This window comes from Carboxydocella sp. ULO1 (assembly GCF_002049255.1).
Taxonomy (GTDB): Bacteria; Bacillota.
Genome location: NZ_BDLQ01000058.1, coordinates 36229 through 60886 on the forward strand (window position 1 = coordinate 36229; position 24658 = coordinate 60886).

Annotated in this window: 22 protein-coding genes; 2 read left to right on the forward strand and 20 right to left on the reverse strand. The window is 50.9% G+C overall.

Features of this window, described 5'->3' with window-relative positions:
- The first annotated feature begins 115 nt into the window (after positions 1–115).
- Positions 116–2008 (forward strand): long-chain fatty acid--CoA ligase, encoded by a 1893-nt coding sequence (locus ULO1_RS08355; RefSeq protein ID WP_159446865.1) that lies wholly within the window; start codon positions 116–118, stop codon positions 2006–2008.
- Between the two features lie 42 nt (positions 2009–2050).
- Here ULO1_RS08355 and ULO1_RS08360 read toward each other — a convergent pair whose 3' ends face one another.
- The 3 genes from ULO1_RS08360 to gltB all read right to left on the reverse strand — a co-directional run bounded on the left by ULO1_RS08360 (position 2051) and on the right by gltB (position 9037).
- A complete protein-coding gene (locus tag ULO1_RS08360; protein WP_079933376.1) occupies positions 2051–2809 on the reverse strand; it encodes a carbonic anhydrase in 759 nt (252 codons plus the stop codon).
- Between the two features lie 141 nt (positions 2810–2950).
- Entirely contained in the window at positions 2951–4435 is a 1485-nt protein-coding gene (locus tag ULO1_RS08365; protein WP_079933377.1) for a glutamate synthase subunit beta, read from the reverse strand.
- A gap of 21 nt (positions 4436–4456) precedes the next feature.
- Positions 4457–9037 carry a glutamate synthase large subunit gene (gene gltB, locus ULO1_RS08370; RefSeq protein ID WP_079933378.1) on the reverse strand — a complete coding sequence of 1527 codons (4581 nt, stop codon included), beginning with the start codon at positions 9035–9037 and terminating at the stop codon, positions 4457–4459.
- Positions 9038–9175: 138 nt separating this feature from the next.
- Here gltB and ULO1_RS08375 point away from each other — a divergent pair, with 138 nt between their 5' ends.
- A complete protein-coding gene (locus tag ULO1_RS08375) occupies positions 9176–9592 on the forward strand; it encodes a secondary thiamine-phosphate synthase enzyme YjbQ (protein ID WP_078665413.1) in 417 nt (138 codons plus the stop codon).
- Between the two features lie 194 nt (positions 9593–9786).
- On the opposite strand, the gene ULO1_RS08380 is transcribed toward ULO1_RS08375, so the two are convergent.
- The 17 genes from ULO1_RS08380 to scfA all read right to left on the reverse strand — a co-directional run bounded on the left by ULO1_RS08380 (position 9787) and on the right by scfA (position 24642).
- Positions 9787–11019 (reverse strand): RNA-guided endonuclease TnpB family protein, encoded by a 1233-nt coding sequence (locus ULO1_RS08380; RefSeq protein ID WP_079933379.1) that lies wholly within the window; start codon positions 11017–11019, stop codon positions 9787–9789.
- A 134-nt stretch (positions 11020–11153) separates the two neighbouring features.
- Entirely contained in the window at positions 11154–11339 is a 186-nt protein-coding gene (locus ULO1_RS08385; protein WP_079933380.1) for a HepT-like ribonuclease domain-containing protein, read from the reverse strand.
- 5 nt (positions 11340–11344) lie between these two features.
- On the reverse strand, positions 11345–11791 hold the full coding sequence (locus ULO1_RS08390) for a nucleotidyltransferase domain-containing protein (RefSeq protein ID WP_079933381.1): 447 nt from the start codon (positions 11789–11791) through the stop codon (positions 11345–11347).
- A gap of 13 nt (positions 11792–11804) precedes the next feature.
- The gene (gene rlmH / locus ULO1_RS08395) at positions 11805–12284 is read right to left on the reverse strand and encodes a 23S rRNA (pseudouridine(1915)-N(3))-methyltransferase RlmH (RefSeq protein WP_078665416.1); all 480 of its coding nucleotides are present in this window, start codon (positions 12282–12284) and stop codon (positions 11805–11807) included.
- A gap of 2 nt (positions 12285–12286) precedes the next feature.
- Positions 12287–12472, reverse strand: coding sequence for a CxxH/CxxC protein (locus tag ULO1_RS08400; protein WP_242947920.1), 186 nt, complete (start codon positions 12470–12472; stop codon positions 12287–12289).
- Positions 12473–13633 carry a S1C family serine protease gene (locus ULO1_RS08405; RefSeq protein WP_078665418.1) on the reverse strand — a complete coding sequence of 387 codons (1161 nt, stop codon included), beginning with the start codon at positions 13631–13633 and terminating at the stop codon, positions 12473–12475.
- A 38-nt stretch (positions 13634–13671) separates the two neighbouring features.
- Entirely contained in the window at positions 13672–14463 is a 792-nt protein-coding gene (locus tag ULO1_RS08410) for an MBL fold metallo-hydrolase (protein ID WP_078665419.1), read from the reverse strand.
- Positions 14438–15064, reverse strand: coding sequence for a methyltransferase (locus tag ULO1_RS08415; protein WP_079906419.1), 627 nt, complete (start codon positions 15062–15064; stop codon positions 14438–14440). The genes ULO1_RS08410 and ULO1_RS08415 overlap by 26 nt, the downstream gene beginning before the upstream one ends.
- A 74-nt stretch (positions 15065–15138) precedes the next feature.
- Positions 15139–16419: a methyl-accepting chemotaxis protein gene (locus ULO1_RS14765; RefSeq protein WP_079906418.1), complete on the reverse strand. Its 1281-nt coding sequence runs from the start codon at positions 16417–16419 to the stop codon at positions 15139–15141.
- Between the two features lie 42 nt (positions 16420–16461).
- A complete protein-coding gene (murA, locus tag ULO1_RS08425; protein ID WP_079906417.1) occupies positions 16462–17724 on the reverse strand; it encodes a UDP-N-acetylglucosamine 1-carboxyvinyltransferase in 1263 nt (420 codons plus the stop codon).
- 118 nt (positions 17725–17842) lie between these two features.
- Positions 17843–18706, reverse strand: a complete 864-nt coding sequence (locus tag ULO1_RS08430; protein ID WP_079933382.1) for a BON domain-containing protein — start codon at positions 18704–18706, stop codon at positions 17843–17845.
- Between the two features lie 26 nt (positions 18707–18732).
- Positions 18733–19584, reverse strand: coding sequence for a peptidase MA family metallohydrolase (locus ULO1_RS08435; protein WP_078665424.1), 852 nt, complete (start codon positions 19582–19584; stop codon positions 18733–18735).
- Positions 19585–19701: 117 nt separating this feature from the next.
- A complete protein-coding gene (locus ULO1_RS08440; RefSeq protein ID WP_159071773.1) occupies positions 19702–20451 on the reverse strand; it encodes a tetratricopeptide repeat protein in 750 nt (249 codons plus the stop codon).
- A 77-nt stretch (positions 20452–20528) separates the two neighbouring features.
- Positions 20529–21455 (reverse strand): thioredoxin-disulfide reductase, encoded by a 927-nt coding sequence (trxB, locus tag ULO1_RS08445; protein WP_078665426.1) that lies wholly within the window; start codon positions 21453–21455, stop codon positions 20529–20531.
- Between the two features lie 155 nt (positions 21456–21610).
- Positions 21611–22975 (reverse strand): peptidoglycan DD-metalloendopeptidase family protein, encoded by a 1365-nt coding sequence (locus tag ULO1_RS08450; RefSeq protein ID WP_078665427.1) that lies wholly within the window; start codon positions 22973–22975, stop codon positions 21611–21613.
- Positions 22976–23077: 102 nt separating this feature from the next.
- Positions 23078–24430 carry a thioether cross-link-forming SCIFF peptide maturase gene (gene scfB, locus ULO1_RS08455; protein ID WP_079933383.1) on the reverse strand — a complete coding sequence of 451 codons (1353 nt, stop codon included), beginning with the start codon at positions 24428–24430 and terminating at the stop codon, positions 23078–23080.
- 71 nt (positions 24431–24501) lie between these two features.
- Positions 24502–24642 (reverse strand): six-cysteine ranthipeptide SCIFF, encoded by a 141-nt coding sequence (gene scfA, locus ULO1_RS08460; protein ID WP_078666660.1) that lies wholly within the window; start codon positions 24640–24642, stop codon positions 24502–24504.
- Between the last annotated feature and the right edge of the window lie 16 nt (positions 24643–24658).

Below are 24658 nucleotides of genomic sequence, written 5' to 3' on the forward strand. Positions count from 1 at the left end.
TTACCATTTACCATGACTTAATTGCATTTAGGGGGAGAGAAGTTGTATTTGCCTGAAAATAGAATTATTTTTAAATTGAATGAATATTCATTCTGCCAGGCCGGAGGGAGATGCTATGTATCACCAAACTACTATTGGGCTGTTTCACCAACAACTGCCCAAATATATCAATAAACCCCTGTTTCTAACCAAAAAAGAGGGCAAATATCAGCCTGTAACCTGGAAAGAGGCTGCCGAAGAAGTCCAGCTCTTTACCCTGGGTCTTCTGGCCCTGGAAACCAATCCCGGAGACCGGATAGGTCTGATGATGACAACCCAGTATTTCTGGCCCCTCTGGGATCTGGCCATTATCGCTGCTCGTGCCATCAATGTTCCCATCTATCCTACAAATAAAGGCCCTCAGGTTGCTCATATTATCAATGATAGTGGCAGCAAAATCCTGATTGTTGGCTCCTCAGAACTAGCAGAAGAAGTAATAAATCATCAGCAGCTGATGCCAGATTTAAAACATTTGATTCTGCCTGACCCCATCCCCACTTCTTTGAAAGAAAAAGCAGAAAACATAAAACTGTGGTCTTTTGCCGATTTGCGTCAGCTGGGCAAGGAACTCTGGCAACAACAACCCGGTCTTTATGATCGAACCTGGCCCCAGGTAAAACCCACTGATATCTGTTCCATCATTTATACATCCGGCACTACTGGTAACCCCAAAGGAGTTATCCTGACCCATATCAATTTTCTCAGCAATGCCTGGGGCTGTTACCAGGTTGTCCCCAGCCCGGATACCCATGTCAGCCTTTCCTTCCTGCCATTAAGTCATGTGCTGGAAAGAACCCTGGGCTGGTACTACATGCTTTATGCCGGGGTAACCATCGCCTATGCCGAAAGCATCAATGACGTCCCCAAAAACCTGGAAGAAGTTCGTCCTCATCTCATGTGCAGTGTACCCCGCCTTTATGAAAAAATCCATCACCGCATTATGGAAAACGTCGCCACTTCTTCCTTCCTGAAAAAACGCATTTTCCACTGGGCAATTAAAGCAGGAAAAAAACGCGCTAACCTGCTGGCTGCCAAACAACCTGTTCCCCTGTGGCTACGCTGGCAGGACACTCTGGCTGACCGTCTGGTTTTTCGTAAAATCAGGGAACGCTTTGGCGGCCGTCTGGATTTCTGCGTCTCCGGTGGCGCTCCCCTGGGCCGAGGTCTGGCTGAATTCTTTTATGCTGTAGGCATCAGGGTCATTGAAGGCTATGGTCTGACCGAAACTGCCCCGGTTCTAACCTGTAACCGCCGGGAAAACTATCGGTTTGGTTCAGTTGGCCTGGCCATTCCGGAAGTGCAATTAAAAATTGCCCCTGATGGCGAAATTCTGGCCAAAGGCCCCAATCTCACACTGGGCTATTATAACAATCCGGAAGCTACTGCCGAATTATTTACTGAAGATGGCTGGTTAAAAACAGGAGATATCGGCATCATTGATAATGACGGCTTTCTTTTCATCACCGACCGTAAAAAGGATTTAATCATCACTGCCGGAGGCAAAAATGTAGCCCCCCAGCCCATTGAACAACTCCTTACAGCTGACCGTTTTATCGCCCAGGCCGTTGTTTATGGAGATAAACAGCCTTTTATGACTGCAATGATTGTTCCTGATTTTACCGACCTGGAACACTATGCGCGCGAGAAAGGGGTGAATTTCACTACCCGCCAGGAATTGATTACCTTGCCCAAAATCCAGAAACTTCTGGCCAAGCGGGTAGCCAAAGCCCTCAAGCATCTCCCCAGGTATGAACAGGTTAAACGCATTACCATCCGCGCCCAGGAATTTACTATGGATGCCGGAGAAGTCACTCCCACTCTGAAAATCCGACGCAGGATCATATACAAGAAATATGAACAGGATTTCCTGGCCATGTATCAGGACCAGGGCCCCTATGTGGAAGTCATCTACAAACATGATGAAGAGGAAGATATTCCAATTAGCCCCGGTACTCCTCTCTCCCGGTAAGATAAAAAGGCACTTTGCTCTCCCGCAAAGTGCCTTTTATCCTTATTTGGTTTCCAGCCATTCAACCTGGCCACTGCCCAGATGATATTTGGCTCCCACGATTTTCAGCTTACCCTGTTCTACCAGTTCCTTAATGATAGGGCTTTTTTCCAGTTCGACCATGGAAGCTTCCACATTCAGTTCCGTAGACTTTTCTACCAGCTGATCGCCGGCCAGACCGGTAGCCTTCGCTTTTTCCACCGAAGGCTTGATTTTTTCTATAATTGAGCCGATGCTGCCCGGTACTTCTCCGCCCTTAACCGCAGCGGTAACGGCACCGCATTTTTCATGACCCATGACGACAATCAGGGGAGTACCCAGGTGTTCAGCCGCATATTCAACACTGCCAGTAGCCACCGGATCAATCACATTTCCGGCTACCCGTATAACAAATAAATCCCCTAAAGCCTGATCGAAGATGATTTCCGGCGGTACCCTGGAATCAGAACAGCTGACAATGATGGCAAAAGGATGCTGGCCATTCTTTTTCAGCTCTTCCCGCCGTTCATCCCCCAGATTGTCGGGCAAAACCTTTTCGCCGGCAAAGCGGGCATTTCCATCTTTCAGCAGATTCAATGCTTCATCCGGATTTTTGATGATTTCCGGTCGCTGATAGACCTGAACCGCCGGTGCGCTGGCAGCCTTTTCACCGCTATTTTCGCCGGTCTTCTGGGCTTCACTGCCACAGCCAGCCAGAGTAAAACTCCCCAGCAATAAGGCCCCAGCCAGCACTCCCCCCAACACTTTCTTTCTCTCTACCATTTTGACACCTCCAGTAATTGTTTGTAATTTTTCGCTCAAATTATATTCGCTGCTTTTTCTTTTTTTCCTGCTAAATCCCTGAATTTTTTGTGAAAAGTAGCACAGTCCACAGAAAACAAAAAGGGGCGATAAGGCCCCTCTTTATGGCAAATTGGTGTTTCCCATCAAGAAGCGGTCACACTCCCGGGCCGCTCCCCGGCCTTCGCGAATGGCCCAGACCACCAAACTCTGGCCCCGGCGCATGTCACCAGCTACAAATACCTTCGGTATATTGGTACGGAATTTGCCAAATTCCGCTTTCACATTACCGAATTGGTCCAGTTCAACTCCCAGCTGATCCAGGAGCTGTCTTTCCGGTCCCACAAAACCCATGGCCAGCAGCACCAGCTGCGCGGGCCAGACTTTTTCCGTACCGGGAATTTCCTGTGGTACCAGGCGGTCCTGTGGCCCTTTCACCCATTCCACCTGGACTGTATGCACTTCCTTGACCCGCCCCTGTTCATCACCAACAAACCGTTTGGTCATCACACAATATTGACGGGGATCTGCACCATAAAGGGCGGCAGCTTCCTCCTGGCCATAATCCACCTTCAATACCCGGGGAAACTGCGGCCAGGGATTGTCTGCCGCTCTCGTTTTCGGTGGCTGGGGCATGATCTCCAGCTGTACCACGCTACGGCAACCGTGCCTGATGGCAGTAGCAACACAGTCAGTACCGGTGTCACCGCCCCCGATCACCACTACATCCTTGCCCGCGGCGGAAATATAGTTACCATCTTCCAGATTGGAGTCCAGCAGACTCTTGGTATTGGCCTTGAGAAACTCCATGGCGAAATGGATACCTTGCAGGTTACGGCCTTCTACCGGCAGATCCCGGGGCTTAGTTGAACCTCCGCAAAGGATAACAGCATCAAATTCTCCCAGCAAGCGGCCTACGGGAAAGTCCTTACCCACTTCGGTATTGGTGACGAATGTAATGCCTTCTGCTGTCAGAATATCGATGCGGCGCTGGACAATCTTCTTATCCAGCTTCATATTGGGGATGCCATACATCAACAGCCCCCCCACCCGGTCAGCCCGCTCAAATACAGTAACCCAGTGGCCTGCTTTATTGAGCTGAGCTGCAGCTGCCAAACCCGAGGGACCTGACCCTACCACCGCTATTTTTTTGCCAGTGCGGATGGCCGGAGGCCGGGGCACAACCCAGCCTTCTTCATAAGCCCGGTCGATTATAGCACATTCGTTATTCTTGATAGTTACCGGCTGACCGTGCAAACCGCAAGTACAAGCCCCTTCACAGGGAGCAGGACAGACCCGGCCTGTAAATTCGGGGAAGTTATTGGTCTTGTGCAACCGTTCCAGTGCCTCCCGCCACAGACCCCGGTAAATGAGGTCATTCCACTCAGGGATCAAATTGTTGAGGGGACAGCCGGAAACAGCTCCATTGATGATCACTCCGGTGTGGCAGTAGGGGGTGCCGCACTCCATGCAGCGGGCCCCCTGGATCTTCAGTTGTTCTTCCTCAAATTGGTAGTGAAATTCATTCCAGTCCTTGATTCTTTCCAATGGCTCCCGGTCACCCGGCAGTTGCCGCTGGTATTCCATAAAACCGGTCGGTTTACCCATAGCCGTACCTCCTATACACCCTTAATTCCAGTTTTTCTTAAAGGCCGCCAGCAGGGCTTCGTCCCCGGTCAGACCGGATGCATAGGCTTCCTCGATGGCCTCAATCATCCGTTTATAATCCCTGGGTATGACCTTGACGAATTGGGTTATCTTGTTATCCCAATCAGCCAGTACGGCTTCGGCCAGAGCACTGCCGGTGTAACGGGCGTGTTTAGTGATCATAGTCTTGACTTCCTCGATTTCCCGTTCATTTTCCAGCCGTTCCAGCAATACCATTTCTTTATTGCAGCGCTGCGGGAAAGTGCCGTCTTCGTCCAGCACATAGGCGATACCGCCTGACATCCCGGCAGCGAAGTTGCGCCCGGTTTTACCCAGCACTACTACCCGGCCACCGGTCATATATTCACAACCATGGTCACCTACCCCTTCTACCACGGCATAGGCGCCACTGTTCCGCACACAGAATCTTTCCCCGGCTACACCCCGGAAATACGCTTCCCCCGAAGTAGCCCCATAAAGGGCGACGTTACCGATAATGATATTCTCCTCCGGCTTGAATTTGGCTTCCAGAGGCGGATAGACGATAATCTTGCCACCTGATAGACCCTTGCCAATATAGTCATTGGCATCTCCTTCAAGCTCCAGTGTCATACCTCTGGGTATAAAGGCACCAAAACTCTGGCCTGCTGAGCCTTTAAACTTGAGCCAGATGGTATCTTCCGGCAGGCCTTCCGAACCATAGCGACGGGTGATTTCACTGCCCACAATGGTTCCCACCACCCGGTTAATATTGCGGATAGGCAGAGTGGCAGTAACCTTTTCACCCCGCTCGATGGCCGGTCGGCAAATATCCAGCAGCTCCCGACGGTCCAGGGACTTATCCAGCCCATGGTCCTGCTGTGTGCGGCAATATCTGCCTACTGTTTCCGGCACATCCGGCTGGTACAACAGGGGTGATAAATCCAGATGCCTGGCCTTCCAGTGTTCAATGGCTTCATTTACTTCCAGCACATCGGTACGTCCCACCATTTCATCAATGGTGCGGAAACCGAGCTCAGCCATGATTTCCCTGATTTCCTGGGCCACAAAACGCATGAAGTTAACCACATGTTCCGGTTTACCCTGGAAGTTTTTCCGCAGTTCCGGGTTCTGGGTGGCAATCCCCACCGGACAGGTGTCCATATGACAGACCCGCATCATCACACAGCCCATAACTACTAGCGGCGCGGTGGCAAAGCCATATTCCTCTGCCCCCAGCAGAGTAGCGATCACTACATCCCGGCCGGTCATCAGCTTGCCATCCACTTCCACCACAATCCGGTCCCGCAGGTTATTTAACACCAGGGTCTGGTGGGTTTCTGCCAGTCCCAGCTCCCAGGGCAACCCTGCGTGCTTGATACTGGTCCGCGGGGAAGCTCCAGTACCACCATCATAACCGCTGATCAGCACCACATCAGCCCGGCCTTTGGCCACCCCGGCAGCAATGGTCCCTACGCCCACTTCCGATACCAGCTTCACATTAATACGGGCATTGGAGTTAGCGTTTTTCAGGTCATGGATCAACTGAGCCAGATCCTCTATGGAATAGATATCATGGTGAGGCGGAGGGGAAATCAGCTCCACTCCAGGAGTAGAATGCCGCACCGCTGCTACCCAGGGATAAACCTTACGCCCTGGCAGCTGGCCCCCTTCCCCGGGCTTGGCCCCTTGAGCCATTTTGATCTGAATTTCATCGGCATTGACCAGATATTCGCTGGTAACCCCGAAACGTCCGGAAGCCACCTGTTTAATGGCACTGCGTCTGAGATCCCCATTGGGGTCGGGTTTAAAACGGGCAGGATCCTCCCCGCCTTCCCCGGTATTGCTCTTCCCGCCAATGCGGTTCATGGCGATGGCCAGACATTCATGGGCCTCCTTGCTAATGGAGCCAAAGGACATCGCCCCCGTCTTGAAACGACGGCAAATGGATTCCACCGATTCGACCTCATTCAGTGGAATAGGTTTGCGCTTGGGTTTAAACTTGAATAATCCCCGTAAAGTAAAGTGTTTCTGAGTTTGGTCATTAATTAAAGCAGCATACTTTTTGTAGAGCTGGTAGTCTCCCCGGCGGCAAGCTTCCTGCAACAGATGAATGGTCTCAGGATTGAAGAGATGGTCCTCTCCATTTCGCCGCCACTGGTAATCGGAGCCAGGATCCAGGGTTTGGTCCAGCCCCTCCTGAGCAGAAAATGCTCGTTGATGGCGCATTAAAGCCTCCTGGGCTACTATATCCAGCCCAATACCTCCCACCCGCGAAGGAGTCCAGGTGAAATACTTGTCTATAAACTCCTGGGAAAGGCCAATGGCTTCAAAGATCTGAGCTCCCCGGTAGCTCTGGATAGTGGAGATACCCATTTTGGACAGGACTTTTACTACCCCTTTAGTAACAGCCTTGATATAGTTTTTGATGGCCTTTTCCCGGCTGATGCCAGGCAACATGCCCTGATTGATCATGTCATCTAAGGTCTCAAAAGCCAGGTAAGGGTTAATGGCGCCGGCCCCATAGCCCAGTAGAACAGCAAAATGGTGAACTTCCCGCGGCTCCCCTGATTCGAGAATCAGGCTGGCTTTAGTCCTTCTGCCATTGCGGACCAGATGATGGTTGACACAGGACAGGGCCAGCAAAGCGGGAATGGGTGCATTATAGGCGTCTACTCCCCGGTCGGAAAGAATCAGATAATTGCACCCTGCATCAATAGCTGCATCCGCCGCCCGGCACAGGTCTTCCAGTGCCTGTTCCATGCCTCTGGCGCCGTCTGCTGCCCGGAAGAGAATGGGTAGAGTTACTGATTTGGCCCCCTCACGCCGGAGATAGCGGATTTTGGCCAGCTCTTCGTTGCTCAGAATCGGGGTCTGGATTTTAATCTGCCGGCAACTGGTGGGCTCTGGTTTGAGAAGGTTTCCTTCCGGGCCCAGATTGGTCACCGTCGCAGTGATGATTTCCTCCCGAATAGCATCAATAGGCGGGTTAGTCACCTGAGCAAACAGCTGTTTAAAGTAATCATACAGAAGCCGCGGCCGGTCGGAAAGCACCGCCAGCGGTGCATCCATCCCCATGGATCCAACCGGTTCCATCCCCTTTTCCGCCATGGGCGCCAGGGTATCTTTCAGTTCCTCAAAAGTATAACCAAAGGCCAGCTGTTTTTTCAGTACTGTCTGGTGATCCAGCTCCGGTGCCACCGGACCTTCGGGCAGGTCTTCCAGTGCTACCAGATGTTCTTTCAGCCATTCTTCATAGGGATGTTCGGTTGCAATTTGATGCTTTAGTTCATCATCGGAGATAATACGGCCTGCTTCCGTATCCACCAGCAACATGCGGCCCGGACGCAGTCTTTCCTTGATAATCACTTTTTCCTGGGGAACTTCCAGCACCCCTACTTCAGAAGCCATGATAATCAGGTCATCTTCTGTAACATAATAGCGGGAAGGTCTGAGCCCATTCCGGTCCAGCACAGCCCCGATGATGCGGCCATCGGTAAAGGCCATAGCCGCCGGACCATCCCATGGTTCCATCAAGCAGCTATGATACTCATAAAAGGCTTTTTTCTCCGGGCTCATGCTCTCATGGTTCTGCCAGGGTTCCGGAATCATCATCATCATGGCATGAGGCAAGGACCGTCCAGTTAAGTAGAGGAATTCCAGGCAGTTATCGAACATTGCCGAGTCACTGCCATCTGGATCGATAACTGGCAGGATTTTGGCCATATCTTCACCAAAAAGCTCGCTTTCACAAACCGCCTGGCGTGCATGCATCCAGTTGACATTGCCGCGCAAAGTATTGATTTCTCCATTGTGAATCAGATAGCGGTAGGGATGAGCCCTCTCCCAGCTGGGAAAGGTATTGGTACTGAAGCGGGAATGAACCAGGGCCAATGCTGTTTCAACTGCGGGGTCCTGTAGGTCGATGTAGAAGCGGTCTACTTGTTCTGGAGTCAGCATGCCCTTGTAGACAATAGTGCTAGCCGAGAGACTAGCGAAATAGAAATATTTACCACCAGGGTGGTCCCCATGGCGAATTTCCTTTTCAGCCCGTTTACGGATAACATAGAGCTTACGCTCAAAGGCCATCCGATCTGACTGCGGCCGGGGAGGAGCAATAAAGACCTGGCGAATAAAAGGCTGCGCTTTGCGAGCCATTTCCCCCAGGCTGGAATTATCGGTAGGCACAGTCCGCCAGCCCAGCAAGACCTGGCCTTCTTCTGCGATTATTTCCACCAGTTTCTGTTCACAGGCTGCCCTTTCCTCCGGATCAACCGGTAAAAAGAGCATACCAACCCCGTATTGTCCGGGTTCAGGTAAATCAATGCCCAGCCGGGCACATTCCTTTACCAGGAAGGCATGAGGAATTTGCATAAGTATACCGGCACCGTCACCGGTGTTGGTCTCCGAACCCTGGCCTCCCCGGTGATCCAGGTTCAGGAGAATAGTCAGAGCCTGACGTACAATCTCATTGGACTTCTTGCCCTTGATATTGGCCACAAATCCAATACCGCAGGCATCATGCTCAAACTGGGGATCATACAGTCCTTGCTTGGGTGGTAAGCCATTCATGTACTCTCTCATAGCATGCACCTTTCTTCGTTTAAGTTTTCCTATTGCTGTATATTCTAACATTGCTTGTGCTTAAATACAATCATTCTGCTGCATGCATATTGCATACTTGCATTAAGGTTCGTAAAATGGAAGCAGGAGGGGATTAAATTGAAAAGCTATCGCAAGGAACTGTGGTTTGAAACCAAAACCCGGCGGGCTTTTATTAATATTACACCTCAGGTAGAAGCCGCCCTGCGGGAAAGCGGAATCAAGGAAGGTCTTTTATTATGCAATGCCATGCATATAACCGCCAGTGTTTTCATCAATGATGATGAAAGCGGCTTGCATCACGATTTTGAAACCTGGCTGGAAAAGCTGGCTCCCGAGAAGCCCTATGAACAATACCGGCATAATGGCTTTGAGGATAATGCCGATGCTCACCTTAAACGTACTATCATGGGTCGGGAAGTAGTGGTAGCTGTTACCAATGGCCAGTTAGACCTGGGACCATGGGAACAGATTTTTTACGGGGAATTTGATGGCAAACGCCGAAAAAGGGTACTGATTAAGATTATTGGGGAATAAAAAATCCTTTCCCGCTGAATAGGCGGGGAAGGATTTTAGTTTTTTTGTAGGTAGCTGACCACAATATTTAAAAACTCTTTTGAATCACTTAGGTTGTTTGTGATTATCTCATATACCGTTTCATGGTCAATTTCCCACTAGACATGCACAAGCTTGTTTGTGACGTCCTCCCCTCAATAAATTGAGGGGCATCTTCAAGCGGATGCACGCAGGCCTTTATTCCCGCGCTTTGGTTCGTGGACTCCTTGCCATCCCAAACGGAACGACAGGACCACGGGCCACGCCACACGGCCACTACTCCCCTTTATGGGAGATACCTTGTACTTCTTCTCGAAAATGTTCAAGGCCCCGTTCACGTCCGCCTGCGCCCTCCAGCCGCAGGAACACTCGTATAACCCCCGGCTTTTCCGGTTGGAGGACAAGACGCGCCCGCAGACGTGGCAAGTGACTGACGTACCTCTCTCATTCACGTCGTCCCGGACCACAATCCCCGCCAAAGCACCCTTGTACTTGAGCATGTTGATGAGCTTCCGGTACGGCCAGGCGTGCAGACGTTGGTTCAGCTGGTCCCCATAGTCGGTGCTTTCACGGATACCGTTGAGGTCACCTATGGCTATCTCCTTCACGCCCCGCCGCACACACTCTGCAATGAAGTGGGACGTGGCTACGTGCAGTAACTGTTCTACCTGCTTCTTCTCCCGGTGCGCTACCTGTCCCCATCTCCGGGAATTCCGTTGAAGGCTGGCCCGTACCTTCTGCCAGTACCGCCTTATGGCCTTGACCAGCCTGCCGGAGTAAAGCGTTACCATGCCATCGCCAAAGGCGCAGGCCATAAGGACCGTCTCCCCGAGGTCCACCGCTACTCTCTCCGTCCCGTTATTCTCACGGGCCTTAACCTCCACCACCAGACGGGCCTCTATCTGCCCGGAAATCTTGTCGTAAGTGATGGAAAGCTCCCGCACCCGGTCGTACTCAATACCAGGACGGTGAGATATGCGGAAAGAAACCTGTTTTACACCATCTTCCCGGCTGGTGCCCAGACTCAGAGTGACTCTGTTTTTATCTACCCTGAACCCGCTTTGGACATACTTGAGCGGGGAAAGATAATTTTTATGGCGGAAGCCGGGAGCCTTGTGTTGTGTGAGGCCCTTTTTCTTGAGAGCAAAGAAAGACCTATATGCTTCCCGTACCTCATCACGGGTGAGCTGGACTGACATCGAGTAATACCCTTTGACCCTGGGTAGCTCCTTTAAGATGCGGTTGAGGTTCTTTCGAGAAATATTCACTTTCCCGTTTTCTTTGTACTCTTCCCGCAGGTGCCACAGGAGGCCGTTGTAGACCTTGGTGGCACAGAACATGGCGTCTTTTAGAACAGCTTCGGTCTGAGAATCTGCGTGGACCTGCGCCTTGAGAGTGATTAAAGGCATCCAATCACATCCTGGTTTTCTTCTTTATACCATTATGATAACATAACATGAAATTTCTGTAAATATCGGAGCGAGGGGGTCCGTGTATCCCCTCAATGAATCGAGGGGGATTACTGCCCCCTCGCGCTCCCCCATTACTCTAAAGCTATTATTCGATTTCCTATATTGATGCAGGTTTCAATAGCTAACTGTAAATAACGTTCAGCGGCAGCTGTTAAAATTTCATCTTTTAAAAAAACGTTTTTTTCAGTATGAGCAACTTTTTCCAACAGATTGATATATTTTTTTAGCAATCTTGTTTGATTTAAGTAACTTTTCATCCAATTTACCTTCCCCCCAGTGCCCTAACAAACTCCCGGTTAAATTCCTCCCGGTAGGGCTTAAAATCAAGATAACTAAGGATTACCCCTGTTTCAAAATCTATTCTTTTTTTATGATCAGAACAATATAGGATCTGTTTATTCTTAAGGACTGCAAATTGTCTGCTTATTGGCTGGTAGTTAAGAACAATCCCGTCTATTTCTTCTGTTTCTAGAAATCTTATAAGCTCGATAAATATCCGGTTTTCTAAATCGACCATTACTGTCTGAGTCAATTTAAAATTAAATAAAATGGCCAGATCAATATCACTCAAAGGCTTGATATTATCCTTTACTAATGACCCAAAAAGATACACTGCAATTATTTCTTCACTGTATCTTGAAAAAATTTGACTGGTTAATGGCAATCGTTGTTTTATTTTATGGAAATTAATTTTGTTAAATTTTATCATTTTATCACCAGCTTTATTTATGATACGGCTCCCCGCGCCGGATTTTCTGCCAGCGATAGATTTGTTCCAGCAAAATCACGCGCATCAGCTGATGTGGATAGGTAAACGCCCCAAAACTGAGCTTAAACTGACAGGCAGCCAGCACCTTATCCGCCAGTCCCAGGGAACCGCCAATGACAAAAACCAGATGGCTCCAGCCTGCCAGTAACCATTCCTCGACCCTGGCCGCCATCTCCTCCGAAGAACAGGTCTTTCCCCGCAGGTCAAGAGCTACCCGCCAGGAATGAGGGGGGAGAGCCGCCAGCAAACGCTCCCCCTCTTTTTGTCGTACCTGTTCCCGAACACTCTCCCCGGCCTCTTCCGGGCAGGACTCATCCGCGACTTCAATGATTTTCACCCTGGCATAGGGTGCCAGCCGCTTCAGGTATTCCTGTTCCGCCTCTCGCCAGTATTTTTCCTTGAGCTTACCCACACAAACTATAGTTATCTGCATAGTCATACCACCAGATATTTGGGCGGCTGATCGCAGAAATCGCAGTGCTGAGGAGCCAGCCAGTCCGTAAAGGATACCTTCTCTAGCAGATAGAGGTCGGGAGGTTGTTCATAGACATCGACGAATTCGTCCATTGCTTTCTCCAGATGGCGTTCACAAACACAATACACATTAGCCACTCCCATCATTTAGGGCTGTAAAGTCCCCGGCATTTCACCCAGTTTTACACTAAATTCCTTGAATTGACGGTTACGCACCACTTTTACCTTGATGATATCGCCCACCTTGTGTTTTCCGATCAGGTCCTGCAGATCCTGGAAGGTCTTTACCTTTTCCCCCTCAACTCCCACGATGATATCCTGGGCCTGGATCCCGGCCAGACCAGCAGGGCCATTGGCCACTACATCATCGACCACGATTCCGTAATCTACTGGCAAGTCATATTGTTGCTGCAGATCTTTGTCAATTTCCACACCACGGTAGAGAATACCCAGCCAGGGCCGGATTACCTTCCCGTTTTTGATGAGCTGTTCAATTATGGGTTTAGCGGTATTGATGGGAATGGCGAAATTCATGCCTTCCACTTTTTCGCTGATGATTTTTACACTGTTGATCCCAATAACTTCTCCCCTGGAATTGACCAGGGCCCCACCGGAATTACCCGGGTTGATGGCAGCATCAGTCTGAATCAGGGTAAATTTCTGTTCCCCCACGGTCAGAGTCCGGTTGAGAGCGGAAATAATTCCGGCCGTAACCGTGCGGGCAAATTCTTCCCCCAGCGGGTTACCGATAGCTACTACCAGTTCCCCAACCTGCAGCTGGGAGGAGTCTCCCAGTTTGGCCACCGTCAGTTCTCCCGCTTCCGCCGGATTGATTTTGATTACGGCCAGGTCAGTTCGGGGATCCCGGCCGATGAGTTTGGCGGGGATATGTTTGCCATTAGCCAGACTGACAACCAGTTCCTGGGCCCCTTCCACTACATGGTTATTGGTAACTATATAACCCTGGGGATCGATGATTACCCCGGAGCCAGAACCCTGTTCCACACTGCCATGAGTTTCACCCCAGAAATCAATGCGGGTAGCCCGGTTAGATATTCCCACTACCGCCGGTCCTACCTGTTTGGCAATATCCACAACTGGCGCCGAGCCTGCGGGCAGGGGGACAGTCTGTCCGGGCGTAATTTGCGCTGGCTGATTAATCTTCACTTCTGCCTGTTTCTTTTCCAGATCGCGAAGTGGCCCCCATAAAGCAGCTCCTACTACCAGACCGCCCACTATGGCGCTAAGCAGACTGACAACTATGTAGCTTAAAAATCCAGGTCTCCGTTCATAATAAAACTGATCCATAAGTATCCTCCTTCCCTTTGTTTATTAGGATTACCTTATTATTTTTTTTCTAACCAGGCAGAAGGACTGCTGGCCGGTGCCACTTCCAGCCATGCTTCCTCTCCCGGTTTGATTCCCAGAGCCTGAAAGTGTTCCTCCACTGTTTTCAGCGCCTTCTGGGGCGTATTGTTTTCCTGGCTCAGGTGGGCCAGCAACACCCCCTGCTGGCGGCCACCCCAGAGCCGGGCCAGTACATCACCGGCCGTATCATTGGCCAGGTGCCCCCGGTCACTGAGTATACGCTTTTTTAAAGACCAGGGATAAGGGCCCTGAATCAGCATCTCCCGGTCATGGTTAGCCTCAAAAACCAGTAGCTCACACTCCATCAATTTGCGAGCCATGCCCCGGCTGACATAGCCGGTATCAGTCATAACCCCTGCCGTGGCTTCCCGGGTATGAAAAACATAGCCAACCGGATCACCGGCATCATGGGAAGTGGAAAAAGCCTCGAAAGCCAGCTCCCCGATTTCTATTTTTTCCTCCGGTGCCAGCATACAGCGATTATGCTCGGCAATAGGGCCCAGCTGAGCCTCCATGGCCGCCCAGGTGGATTCCGTCGCATACACAGGCAAGTTATATTTCCTGCTTAAAGCTCCCAGTCCGCAGGTATGATCCCTGTGTTCATGGGTAACCACTACTGCGGCTAGCTGTTCCAGACAGCGTTCCAGCTGGGCAGCTGCCTCTTTTAGCTTGCGTACACTCAGTCCGGCATCAATCAGTACAGCCGTTTCCTCTCCCTCCACCCAGATGGCATTGCCTGAACTGCTACTCGCCAGGGTAGCTATTCTCATGGTCTCCTCTCCTTGCCTGGATAATATCGATCTTTTCCACTTTGGTTTTCTCAATCTGCCAGCCCCGTTGCTCCAGAAGGCGGACAAAGGCCTGGGCCCCTTCACGCCCAGGGTCACTGAAAAGACAGTGTCCAGACGGAGCCAGGTTAAGTTCCAGGGTGGCCAGTAAATCTTCATGCAACCCGGGTTCATAAAACAAATCCGAACCCAGGATGAGCTGAAACTCTCCCAGCTTTCGATGCTGCCGCCAGTCCAGCAACTGCCAGGTCAGTTGTTCCAGGCCATTAGCCCGGGCATTTCGACCGGCCAGTTCCAGGGCCGCTGGGACAAAATCGGTTTGCACTACCTCTGCTCCGTTGGCAGCTGCTACCAGACCCACCAGTCCCAGACCACAGCCCAGCTCCAGGGCCCGCTTGCCCTGTACCAGTTCCGGTCTCGCTTCCAGCCACAGGGCCAGCCCTTCTGCCGACGGCCACAGTTCGGCCCAGAAGGGAATATCTTCATCCGTTTCCACCTGAGCCAGCAGAGTATCAAGGTCGCGCACCCGGTACAGTTGAAAACTCCTCTTCTTGCCCTGCCAGCTCACCAGCTCCAGTTCCATGATTACCAGTTCCTCCCGTACTTCTTCATTATAGCAAGAAAAAAACCACGGCGACAACCGTGGTCGGCTAAAGTTCACTGAACTTTAAAATTATCAATATACCTTTTCAATTCCTCTGCCAGTTTCACCAGGTTATAGGAAAGAACATTGATTTGCTCATTAGCCGACATTTGCTGTTCCAGGGAAGCTGCCACCTGCTGGGTAGCAGTGGAGAACTGCTGGGCAATGCCACTGATTTTTTCCACTGCTCCAGCCAGCTGGGATAGTCCCTGAGACTGCTCCTGGGAAGCCTTGCTTATACCCTGTACCATTTCCTCGGTTAAAAGAACAGCATGGTGAATTTCATCCAGGGCCTGTTTTGCTTTCAGCGCAACCTTGACCCCGTCTTCAACCTCCCGGTTGCCATTGGTCATGGCCAGAGCAGCACTGGCGGTTTCAGCCTGAATTTCCTCAATCAGTTCACCAATTTTCTGGGCAGCTTCTCCTGAGCCTTCTGCCAGTTTGCGCACCTCATCGGCTACAACAGCAAAGCCGCGTCCGTGTTCACCGGCCCGGGCCGCTTCAATCGCCGCATTCAAGGCCAGCAAATTGGTCTGATCGGCAATACCGGTAATGACATTGACAATCTCGCCAATGTAAGTGGACCGTTGATAGAGTTTTTCCACTGCTGCCGAGGAGGTTTGTACCGCCTCTGAAATGGCATGCATTTTAGCTACCGCCTCTTCCACCTGCTTTAGTCCTTTACTGGCCAGCTGGGCTGCCTGCTGAGAGGAAGCAAAGGCCTGCTGGGAATGGGCCGCAACCTGGGATACAGCAGCCGATATTTCCTGCATGGTCTGCACGGTTTCCAGAATCTCATCAGCCTGTCGCTGCGAACCGCCGGCAATTTGCTCCATGGCTGCGGAAATCTGCTGAATAGAGGCAGTGGCACTCTCCGTAGCCTTTGAAACCTCAACAGCTTCTTTTGTTACCCCTTCTGCTGTAACAGCGCTTTGCTGGACAGTAGCTCTCACATCGACAATCATTTTATTAAAAGCTTCGGCGGTCTTGCCAAAAATATCATTGGTAGGAAAATAGATGGTGGTGGTAAGGTCTTTTTCTGCTACCCGCTTCGCTGCATCTGCAAATATCGTTAAGACCTCCACCAGCAACCTATTCACGTAGGCCAGAATCGCAGCTGCCGCTACGACACCGATAGGAATTACTGGTCCGAAAATGGCCAGCAACTTATCATCCGGTACCTCCAGATACCAGGCCAGAAAAGCGGTCCAGATCAGTGTTCCGCCTCCGGTCACCGTTAGAAAAACTACGCCCAGACGCCAGAACGGCCTGTATTTCCACCTGGTAAATATCACACCTCTCACACTCCTCTACTTCCATAATCTAACCTACGCGACTTATTTCGCTATTTCCCGCCAAATTCCTGCCCCGAGACCATTAAATTTTTCTTCCAGATTTTCATAACCCCGGTCAATATAGTGAACATTATCGATTTCAGTAATTCCCTCTGCTACCAGACCGGCGATGATCAAGGCAGCGCCTGCCCGCAGATCCGTGGCCCGCACCTGGGCTCCTTCCAGCCGCTCAATTCCTTCCACCACTGCTGTTCTGCCCTGAATCTTAATCCGGGCTCCCATGCGTTTCAACTCATCAGCCAGTTGCATCCGGTTTTCGAAGACATTTTCGGTAACCATGGAGACACCAGGGGTTACAGCTAACAGGGCCATCATTTGAGACTGCATATCGGTCGGAAAACCAGGATAAGGCATCGTTTTTATATCTACCGGTCGGCGTGTTCCTGTGCTGATAACCCGAATAACATCATCTTCCTCAATTACTCTTACACCCATTTCTTTTAGTTTAGCTGTCACCGGTTCCACGTGGGTTGGAATGACATTTTCGATAGTAACATCCCCATCAGTGGCTGCCGCTGCCACCATGTAGGTCCCGGCTTCAATACGGTCAGGAATGATGGCATAACGGGTCCCCTGCAAAGCCTTGACTCCCTCGATTTTGATCACATCAGTGCCGGCTCCGCGGATTTTGGCACCCATTGCATTGAGAAAATTGGCTAGATCCACAATTTCCGGTTCCTTGGCCGCATTTTCGATGATTGTTTGGCCTTTGGCAGTAGCAGCTGCCATCATCAGATTTTCCGTTGCGCCAACACTGGGAAAATCCAGATAGATCTTGGCCCCCTGCAAACCATTTCTAACCCTGGCCTTAATATACCCCTGGCTCAGTTCCACCTCGGCTCCCAGCGCCCCCAGCCCTTTGATATGCAAGTCCATGGGCCGGCTCCCGATATTGCAGCCTCCCGGCAGGGCGATGTGGGCCCGGCCGGTCCGTGGTAGCAGCGAACCCAGTAAGAGATTGGAGGCCCGCAGTTTTTTCACCAGTTCATAAGGGGTATCATAACCGGGGTGCTCCGGGGGAACAATCCGCACTACCGTCGGCTCATCCCAGCTTACTTCCGCTCCCAGCAGACGAATAATATCCAGCATCACCAGCACATCGCTGATTTGCGGCATATTTTCCAGATAAACAGGGCTGGTAGCCAGCATGGCTGCACTGATAGCAGTCAGAGCAGCATTTTTGGCACCACTAACCCGTACTTTTCCTTCCAGTCTCACACCACCGCGTATTTTCAATACTGTCACTCTCGTGTCTCCTCCATTCTCTGCAAGCAAAGAAGGAGCGGGACCGTTCAGGGCCCGCCTCCGTTTCATTTGTATCGTTTTCCCTATAATATTTTTCGCCATTGAGCAGCAAAATCCTTCAATGCAGAGAAACAATTATAGAATTATTGATACCTTTTATCCCCTCAATCCCGGTCACCAGGGCTTCGGCCTTTTTCTTCTGGTCAATGCTGGCTACCCGACCAGCCAGAAAAGCGATCCCCTCTACCACATAAACCCTGACCATGGCCAGACCACTGGCTCCCAGCAAACTGCGAGCCTGATTGGTCAGGGCAATATCCCCGTTCCGGGCTCCTTCCCTGACCCGCAGATGATTGCGCACCTTTTTTACCCCTGGTACCTGTCCAGCCAGCTTTTCAGCAGTAGTTCTGTCCTCGGGGCGGTTTACCCAGCCCAACAGGGTAACCACTCCAGCCCGGGTTTGGGTCACAATGTCATGGTTGGCCAGTGTTTCGGCATGGGCAAAAACATCCTCTATACTGTTGGTAATGGTAGCGTCATCCCAGTCTGCCAGTGCCCCCGCTTCTACCTGAGAAATTACTTCCTTCACCCCGTAGACCTGGGAGGCAGCCTGGCGAGCCGCCTCTTCTTCCGCCCAGCTGGCGGTCTTGCCGACCAGTACCACCACACCGTTACTAACTTTAACTCCTATATGGCCCAGGTCAATCCCATGGCGCAGCAATCTTTCCCGTACTGCCGCCTCTACATCCTTATCGGCAGGCACATTTTCCGTTACCACCGTCAGGCTATTATCCAGAGGTTCAGCCCCGGCCACTTCCCGTACCAGTTCCTCTGCCCTTTCCTTTTCTGCCAGTACATCCACACAACCGGAAAGCTGGATCTTGCCCTTGACCACCCGGACATTGATATCTTCAGCACTCAAGTTCATCTTTTCCTGCAAATGCCAGGTAATTTTTTCCTGCAAGCGGTTATCCTGATTCATCAGCAGCACCCCTTTTTGGCAGTAGTTTACCCAGCTTGATCGGTGCTTATAAATGCCCGGGAAAAATCAGCAAAATTTTCGCCAAAAGCTTTGTACCAGGCCCAGCTAAAAGGCCAGCCCTGACCGAGATATGGCAACAGGCGCCGCCAGGCTTTTTCGCCATATCTTTCCTCCATGAACCTGACCATTTGCCGGGCCTGGATATAGGCCAGCTCCTGATCAGGCAAGCTGTCAAACTGTCCATCCATCATTTCTACCGGATACCAGGAATGAGAGCCTGACCTGGCCTTAAATTCAAAACCGGTCAATTCATATTCCAGTTGCTGGGCAATCCCTTCCGTCAGCCAGCGGGGATAATTGCCCAGAGTCAGTTTATCCACCAGCAAATGGGCAAATTCATGAGCCATAGGTCCATTGACCACAAAATCCTCCTCTGCCTGTGCCCATTGCTGCGGAGCCAGCACCCGAATCGTACCTGCCCAGTAGACACCCATAGTCCCCTGATCCCCACCCCAGCCAAAAGAACGATTAAGGCTGTCTTTGTCGGGGAAAATGACTACCAGGGTTTTTCCCTCTATTCCTGAAATATGAAACTTTTTCAGCAGCGAAGGATAAAATTTTTCCGCAGTCTGCAAAACCAATCGGGCTTCATCAGCTCCTTCCGCATCGCCCTGATAGCGAATGCGAAAATGCTCCCCTTCAATTTCCCGCCAATCTCTGGTCTCCCAGACCAGTTTGGCCTTGAGTAGCTGCTGCAAAATCAGGTAAAGTCCCTGTTTTGGTTGAGGCCACCAGACCAAAACCAGCCCTAGCAAACAAAGGGCAAGACCAGCCAGCAATCCCCGCCAGTAATAAAGATTAGTATCTAAAATCGGCATATTAATCTCTCCCTTTAACTCTTTCTCCTCCTCTATTATACAATTTATATGCTATTTGCGGTCCCGGTAAGTTATGGCAAGAAAAAACCTCTGCCCTGAAAGGCAGAGGTGAAAATCTTATTGAGCCGGTTTAGCCGGTGTGGGAGCCGGTGCCGGACCGGGAACCGGAGTACCGCCTGTTCCTGTAGTGCTGCTGCCCGTTCCAGCGCTTCCTGTTCCGGAAGGGGCAGGCTGGGTCAGAGCCTGCTGATATTCCTTAATCCGCGCCTGAGCTGTGGCATAATCCGGGCTGGTAGCGGGGATTTTCTTCAGCTCATTTATCGCTTCCTGGTATTTGCCCTGGCTGCTGAGGTAGATAGCCAGGTTCAAGCGCGCCGGAGTAAAATCGGGATTAATACTGAGGGCCTTTTGGGCCAGTTCTATGGCTTTAACCGTATCGCCAGTATAATAATAGGCTGTGGCCAGGTCACCCAGGGTTTCGATTTTTTGGGGCTTGACTTTGAGTACATCATTGAAAAGAGCGATTGCCCGTTGCAAATCCTGCTGGGCCCCTTTCTGGTCCCCGGCCTGCAATTTGCTGCTGCCCTGGTTGAAATAGGCAGTCCCCAGCGCATCCTTGGCATCAATATCCTGAGGGTTTTTCTTAACTATCTCTTCCAGCTGGCTGATATTAACTCCTCCGCCGCCCAGCTGGGCTTGCCCCCGGTTGAATATTGCCGGTAACAGGATGGCCCCGATCAGGGCTGCAATGGTAAAGATGGCCAGAATAACCCAGTGATCTTTCTTTTTGTTCCCGGTAGGCGCAGTACCAACCAGCCCATCCTGTTTCACGACCTTTGGCTTTTTCCGGTGTTTTGGCTTTGGCACCAGACATTCTCCTTCCTGTGGTAAAATTCCCACAGGTTATATTCTACCCCGGCAGGCAGATTCCTGCCAGGCCTGATCTATTTCAAATTTTCGACATATTTTTCAGCAGCCATGGCTGCTACCGCTCCATCAGCTACGGCTGTTACCACCTGGCGCAGGGGTTTTTTGCGCACATCTCCGGCAGCAAAAACCCCCGGCAAATTGGTAGCAGTGCTTTCATCGGCCCGAATATAGCCATCTTCAGTGAGTTCCACCTGTCCTGCTACCAGAGCAGTCTGGGGCTCCATGCCGACAAAGACGAAAACCCCATCAGTGGCTACAGTGGATTTTTCTCCGGTCACCGTATCCTGAACCACTACCCCTGTTACCTGATCCTGCCCGGTGATTTCCACCACTACTTTATTCCAGAGAAAATCGATCTTTGGTTCATTAAAAGCCTTTTCCTGTACTACTTTGTCAGCCCGCAAAGTATCCCGACGGTGGATAATGGTTACCTTTTCCGCAAACTTGGTCAGATACACCGCTTCCTCCACTGCGGAGTTGCCGCCACCTACTACTACCACCTTTTTACCGGTGAAAAAGGCTCCATCACAGGTGGCACAATAAGAAACTCCCCGGCCCCGGAATTGTTCTTCCCCCGGACAACCCAGGGCGCGGTTTTTGGCCCCAGTAGCCAGAATTACCGCTTTAGCTTCATAAGTATTCTGGGTGGTTTTGACCACCTTGGGCTGGCCGGCCAGTTGCAGTTCCACCACTTCTTCCACTACCATTTCAGCACCAAAACGTCCGGCCTGTTCATGCAATTTCATGCCCAGTTCAAAACCGGCAATACCCTGGGGAAAACCAGGATAATTTTCAATGCTTTCCGTAATGGCAGCCTGTCCACCGGGCATCATTTTTTCGATTACCAGCACTTTCAGATTGGAGCGGGCTCCATAGAGGGCAGCCGTCAACCCTGCCGGCCCCCCTCCGATGATGATAATATCATACACAGTATTGGCCATTTTTCATCCCTCTTTCACTTTCCTGTGTTTTCGCTACCTTTATTTTCTTACGAAAAATCCCTTTTGTCAAGTATACCCCCGTATAGTATATTAAAATTTTTGTTCAGGTAAACCCCGAAAAAGAACAAAACCAGGGCAGTCCCTGGTTTTGTAGTTTAGCGCAAATATGCAAGAGGATTCTGGAAATCACCGTTTTTCAGTACCTCAAAATGGAGATGAGAACCAGTACTGCGGCCAGTTGAACCTACAGCACCTATATATTCACCCCGGCTGACCCGCTGGCCTTCGGTTACATCTATGGAAGATAGGTGGCCATAACGGGTAACCAGTCCATTGTCATGGCGAATCGCTATGAACTTACCGTATTCAGCATACCAGCCAGCCTGAATAACCACTCCATCTTCAGCAGCATAAACAGGGTTGCCGGTACTGCCATCAATATCTATTCCGGTATGCATCCGACCCCAGCGTTCACCATAGGGAGAAGAGATCGGACCACGAGTAGGCCAGAGCAAGTCACTGCCCACGTTACCCCGGGAGGCAATCATATAACTCCCTCCCCGTCCGCCTTTGTAAATAACTCTGGGGCGAGGATTTTCCACAATCCGGCTGGCTACCAGTTTTTGTCCTACCGGTACCCCATTAATAAATACCGTTTCCACCTGTTTAACCTGTTTACCCGGTTTACCTTCCTGAACTACCTTTTCTACCCCCCGGCGCAAGGTCCGTTTCATTTCCACCTTAACAGGAGCCGGAATGTTCTCGACAATCTGAGTCCGTAGCCTGGTTTCAATATGTACCAGGGGTTCCACTTTGGCCAGTTTGATGACCTGGCCCACATCGACGAATTCACCGGTAATCTCCGGATTCAACGCCCGGATGTCTTTCACCCTTAAGTCATAGCGCCGGGCAATCAGCCAGAGACTATCCCCTTCCTTAACGGTATATTCCTTGATTTCTGTCCGCCCTTGCAGCAGGATTCGAGCCGCTTCCGGAGCCGTGACCAGCTCACCACTGGCTGCTACTGTTTTAACAACCGCAATCTTTTCTTTAATTTGACTGGACACTACTGTGCCTTTCATACCGCCATTGGCCTGTTGCTGCAATAGAGTCAGTACTTTTTCCGCCTCTTCCCGGGTGGGCAGAACCACTTCAACCCGGCCGTTGATTTCGATTCCATATGCGGCCCGGATCGGCAACAACTGTTCCTGTAAAATTCGTTGCAGCCGGTCAGCTGCAGTCAATTCCTCTTTTCTTGCCTTTACCGGTTCATAGACAATCACCGGCTGATGAGAAGCCTCTCCCCTTAATTGGCGTTCTTTGATCAACTGCTTGATCAAGCGGTCTGCCTGCTGGCGTTCTTCTACCACTGCTACTTGCTTCCCATCGATTTCTACTGCAAAAGCTTTAATTCTATCATCAGTTTGCCAGGCTGCCAGGACATTGGCTACCAGTGCCAGGCCCAGCACAACCCCCAGCCAGTTGCCATTTTGCTGTTTGGTTGCAAGCTCTTTCTGCATGGCCCCTCCTTTCCCTGCTCATCCACTGCAGTCCGCAAAAGATAAACATGGCTTTTCTATTATATCATAGTTTAACTATCCAGCCAACCTTTTCTTTAAAATTTAAACAAGACCTGCAGTTTTTAGCTGAATATAAATAGCGCATTCCAGTCTCTTCTTTTCCAGGGCACATCCCATTTCATATGGTTCCAGCAAATGGCCATGGCTGTGGTAGTTGCTGGCATGGCAACCACCGCTGCATAAATAGCGGGCCCAGCAATTCTGACATTTCTGCTTGTTGAAGACATGGGCCTCCTGAAAACGCTGGACCAGCTCCGGTTTTTCTACTCCTGTATCTACTGTTCCCAGCCAGAAATCTTTATTGCCGACAAATTGATGACAGGGGTAGAGGTTGCCCTCCGGGTCGCAGGCCAGATATTCATGGCCCGCACCACAACCGGATAGCCGCTTGGCCAGACAAGGGCCACCCGTTAGATCCAGGTTGAAATGGAAAAAGGTAAAGGGCTGCCCTGTTTCCTGGCGCCGCAAAAACTCCTCTGTCAGCCGTTCATATTCTGCCAGCAATTGTGGTAGATGCTCTTCCTTCAGGGCATAATCCTCTTCCGGCGCCCCTACTACCGGTTCTACCGACAGGTGTTTAATCCCCAGGTCAGCCATGTAAATGACATCTGCCGCAAAATCCGGTTGTAAGCTGGTAAAAGTTCCCCGCACATAATAATTTTCCTGGTTACGGCTGTTAACAAAACGCAAGATATGGTCAACAGTACGCTGGTAAGAACCACTGCCATCCAGCCGGGGGCGCATGCGATCATGGACCTCCGGACGCCCATCCAGACTTAGAACCACTGCCATTTCCTCTTCATTCAACCACCGTTCAATTTCTTCAGTTAGCAACAGGGCATTGGTAGTCAAAGTAAATTTGATTTTCTTCCCGGCTGCCGCGGCCGCCTCTTTGCCGTATGCCACCAGGTTTTTGACTACCGGAAAATTCAGCAGCGGCTCCCCGCCAAAGAAGTCAATTTCCACCTGCTGCCGCTTTCCGCTGGCTTTAAGCAAGAAGTCAATGGCCTGACGCCCTGTTTCCTCCTTCATCAGAGTACGGTCCCCGCCAAAAGGCCCGGTGCCGGCAAAACAATAACGGCAGCGCAAATTGCAGTCATGGGCCACATGGAGACAAAGGGCCTTTACTACCGATTGCTGGCGCAAATGCAAAGCAGCCGGAGCCTGGTCCTCTGCCAGCAATAGACCCTCCTTTTTTAATTCCTCCAGCTCCCGGACCGCTTCCTCGATTTCTTCCCGGCTATATTCCTGCCCTAATTTGGCTCCAATCTCCTCCCGACTTGCAACCGGCCAGTACTCCAGAATCCGCCAGGTCAGCTCGTCCACTACATGGACGGAGCCGGAAGCCACATCATAGACAATCCTACTGCCAAAGAGGGTAAATTTATGCAACAATGTCTACCACCTCATTAAACAGCATTAGACAGTAAAAAACCCGACCCCGCAGGTGAGGTCAGGCCCTTTCTTTATCTTACACAAACCTGGTTACCAACTGTGCAGGAAGTTTTGCAAGCTGATTGACAGCTGGTCTGGCATTCGCCACAACCCCCGGTTTTAACGGTATTTTGCAGATTTTTTACAGCCAGAGTTTTAATATGCTTAGCCATTAGAATATCCTCCTCA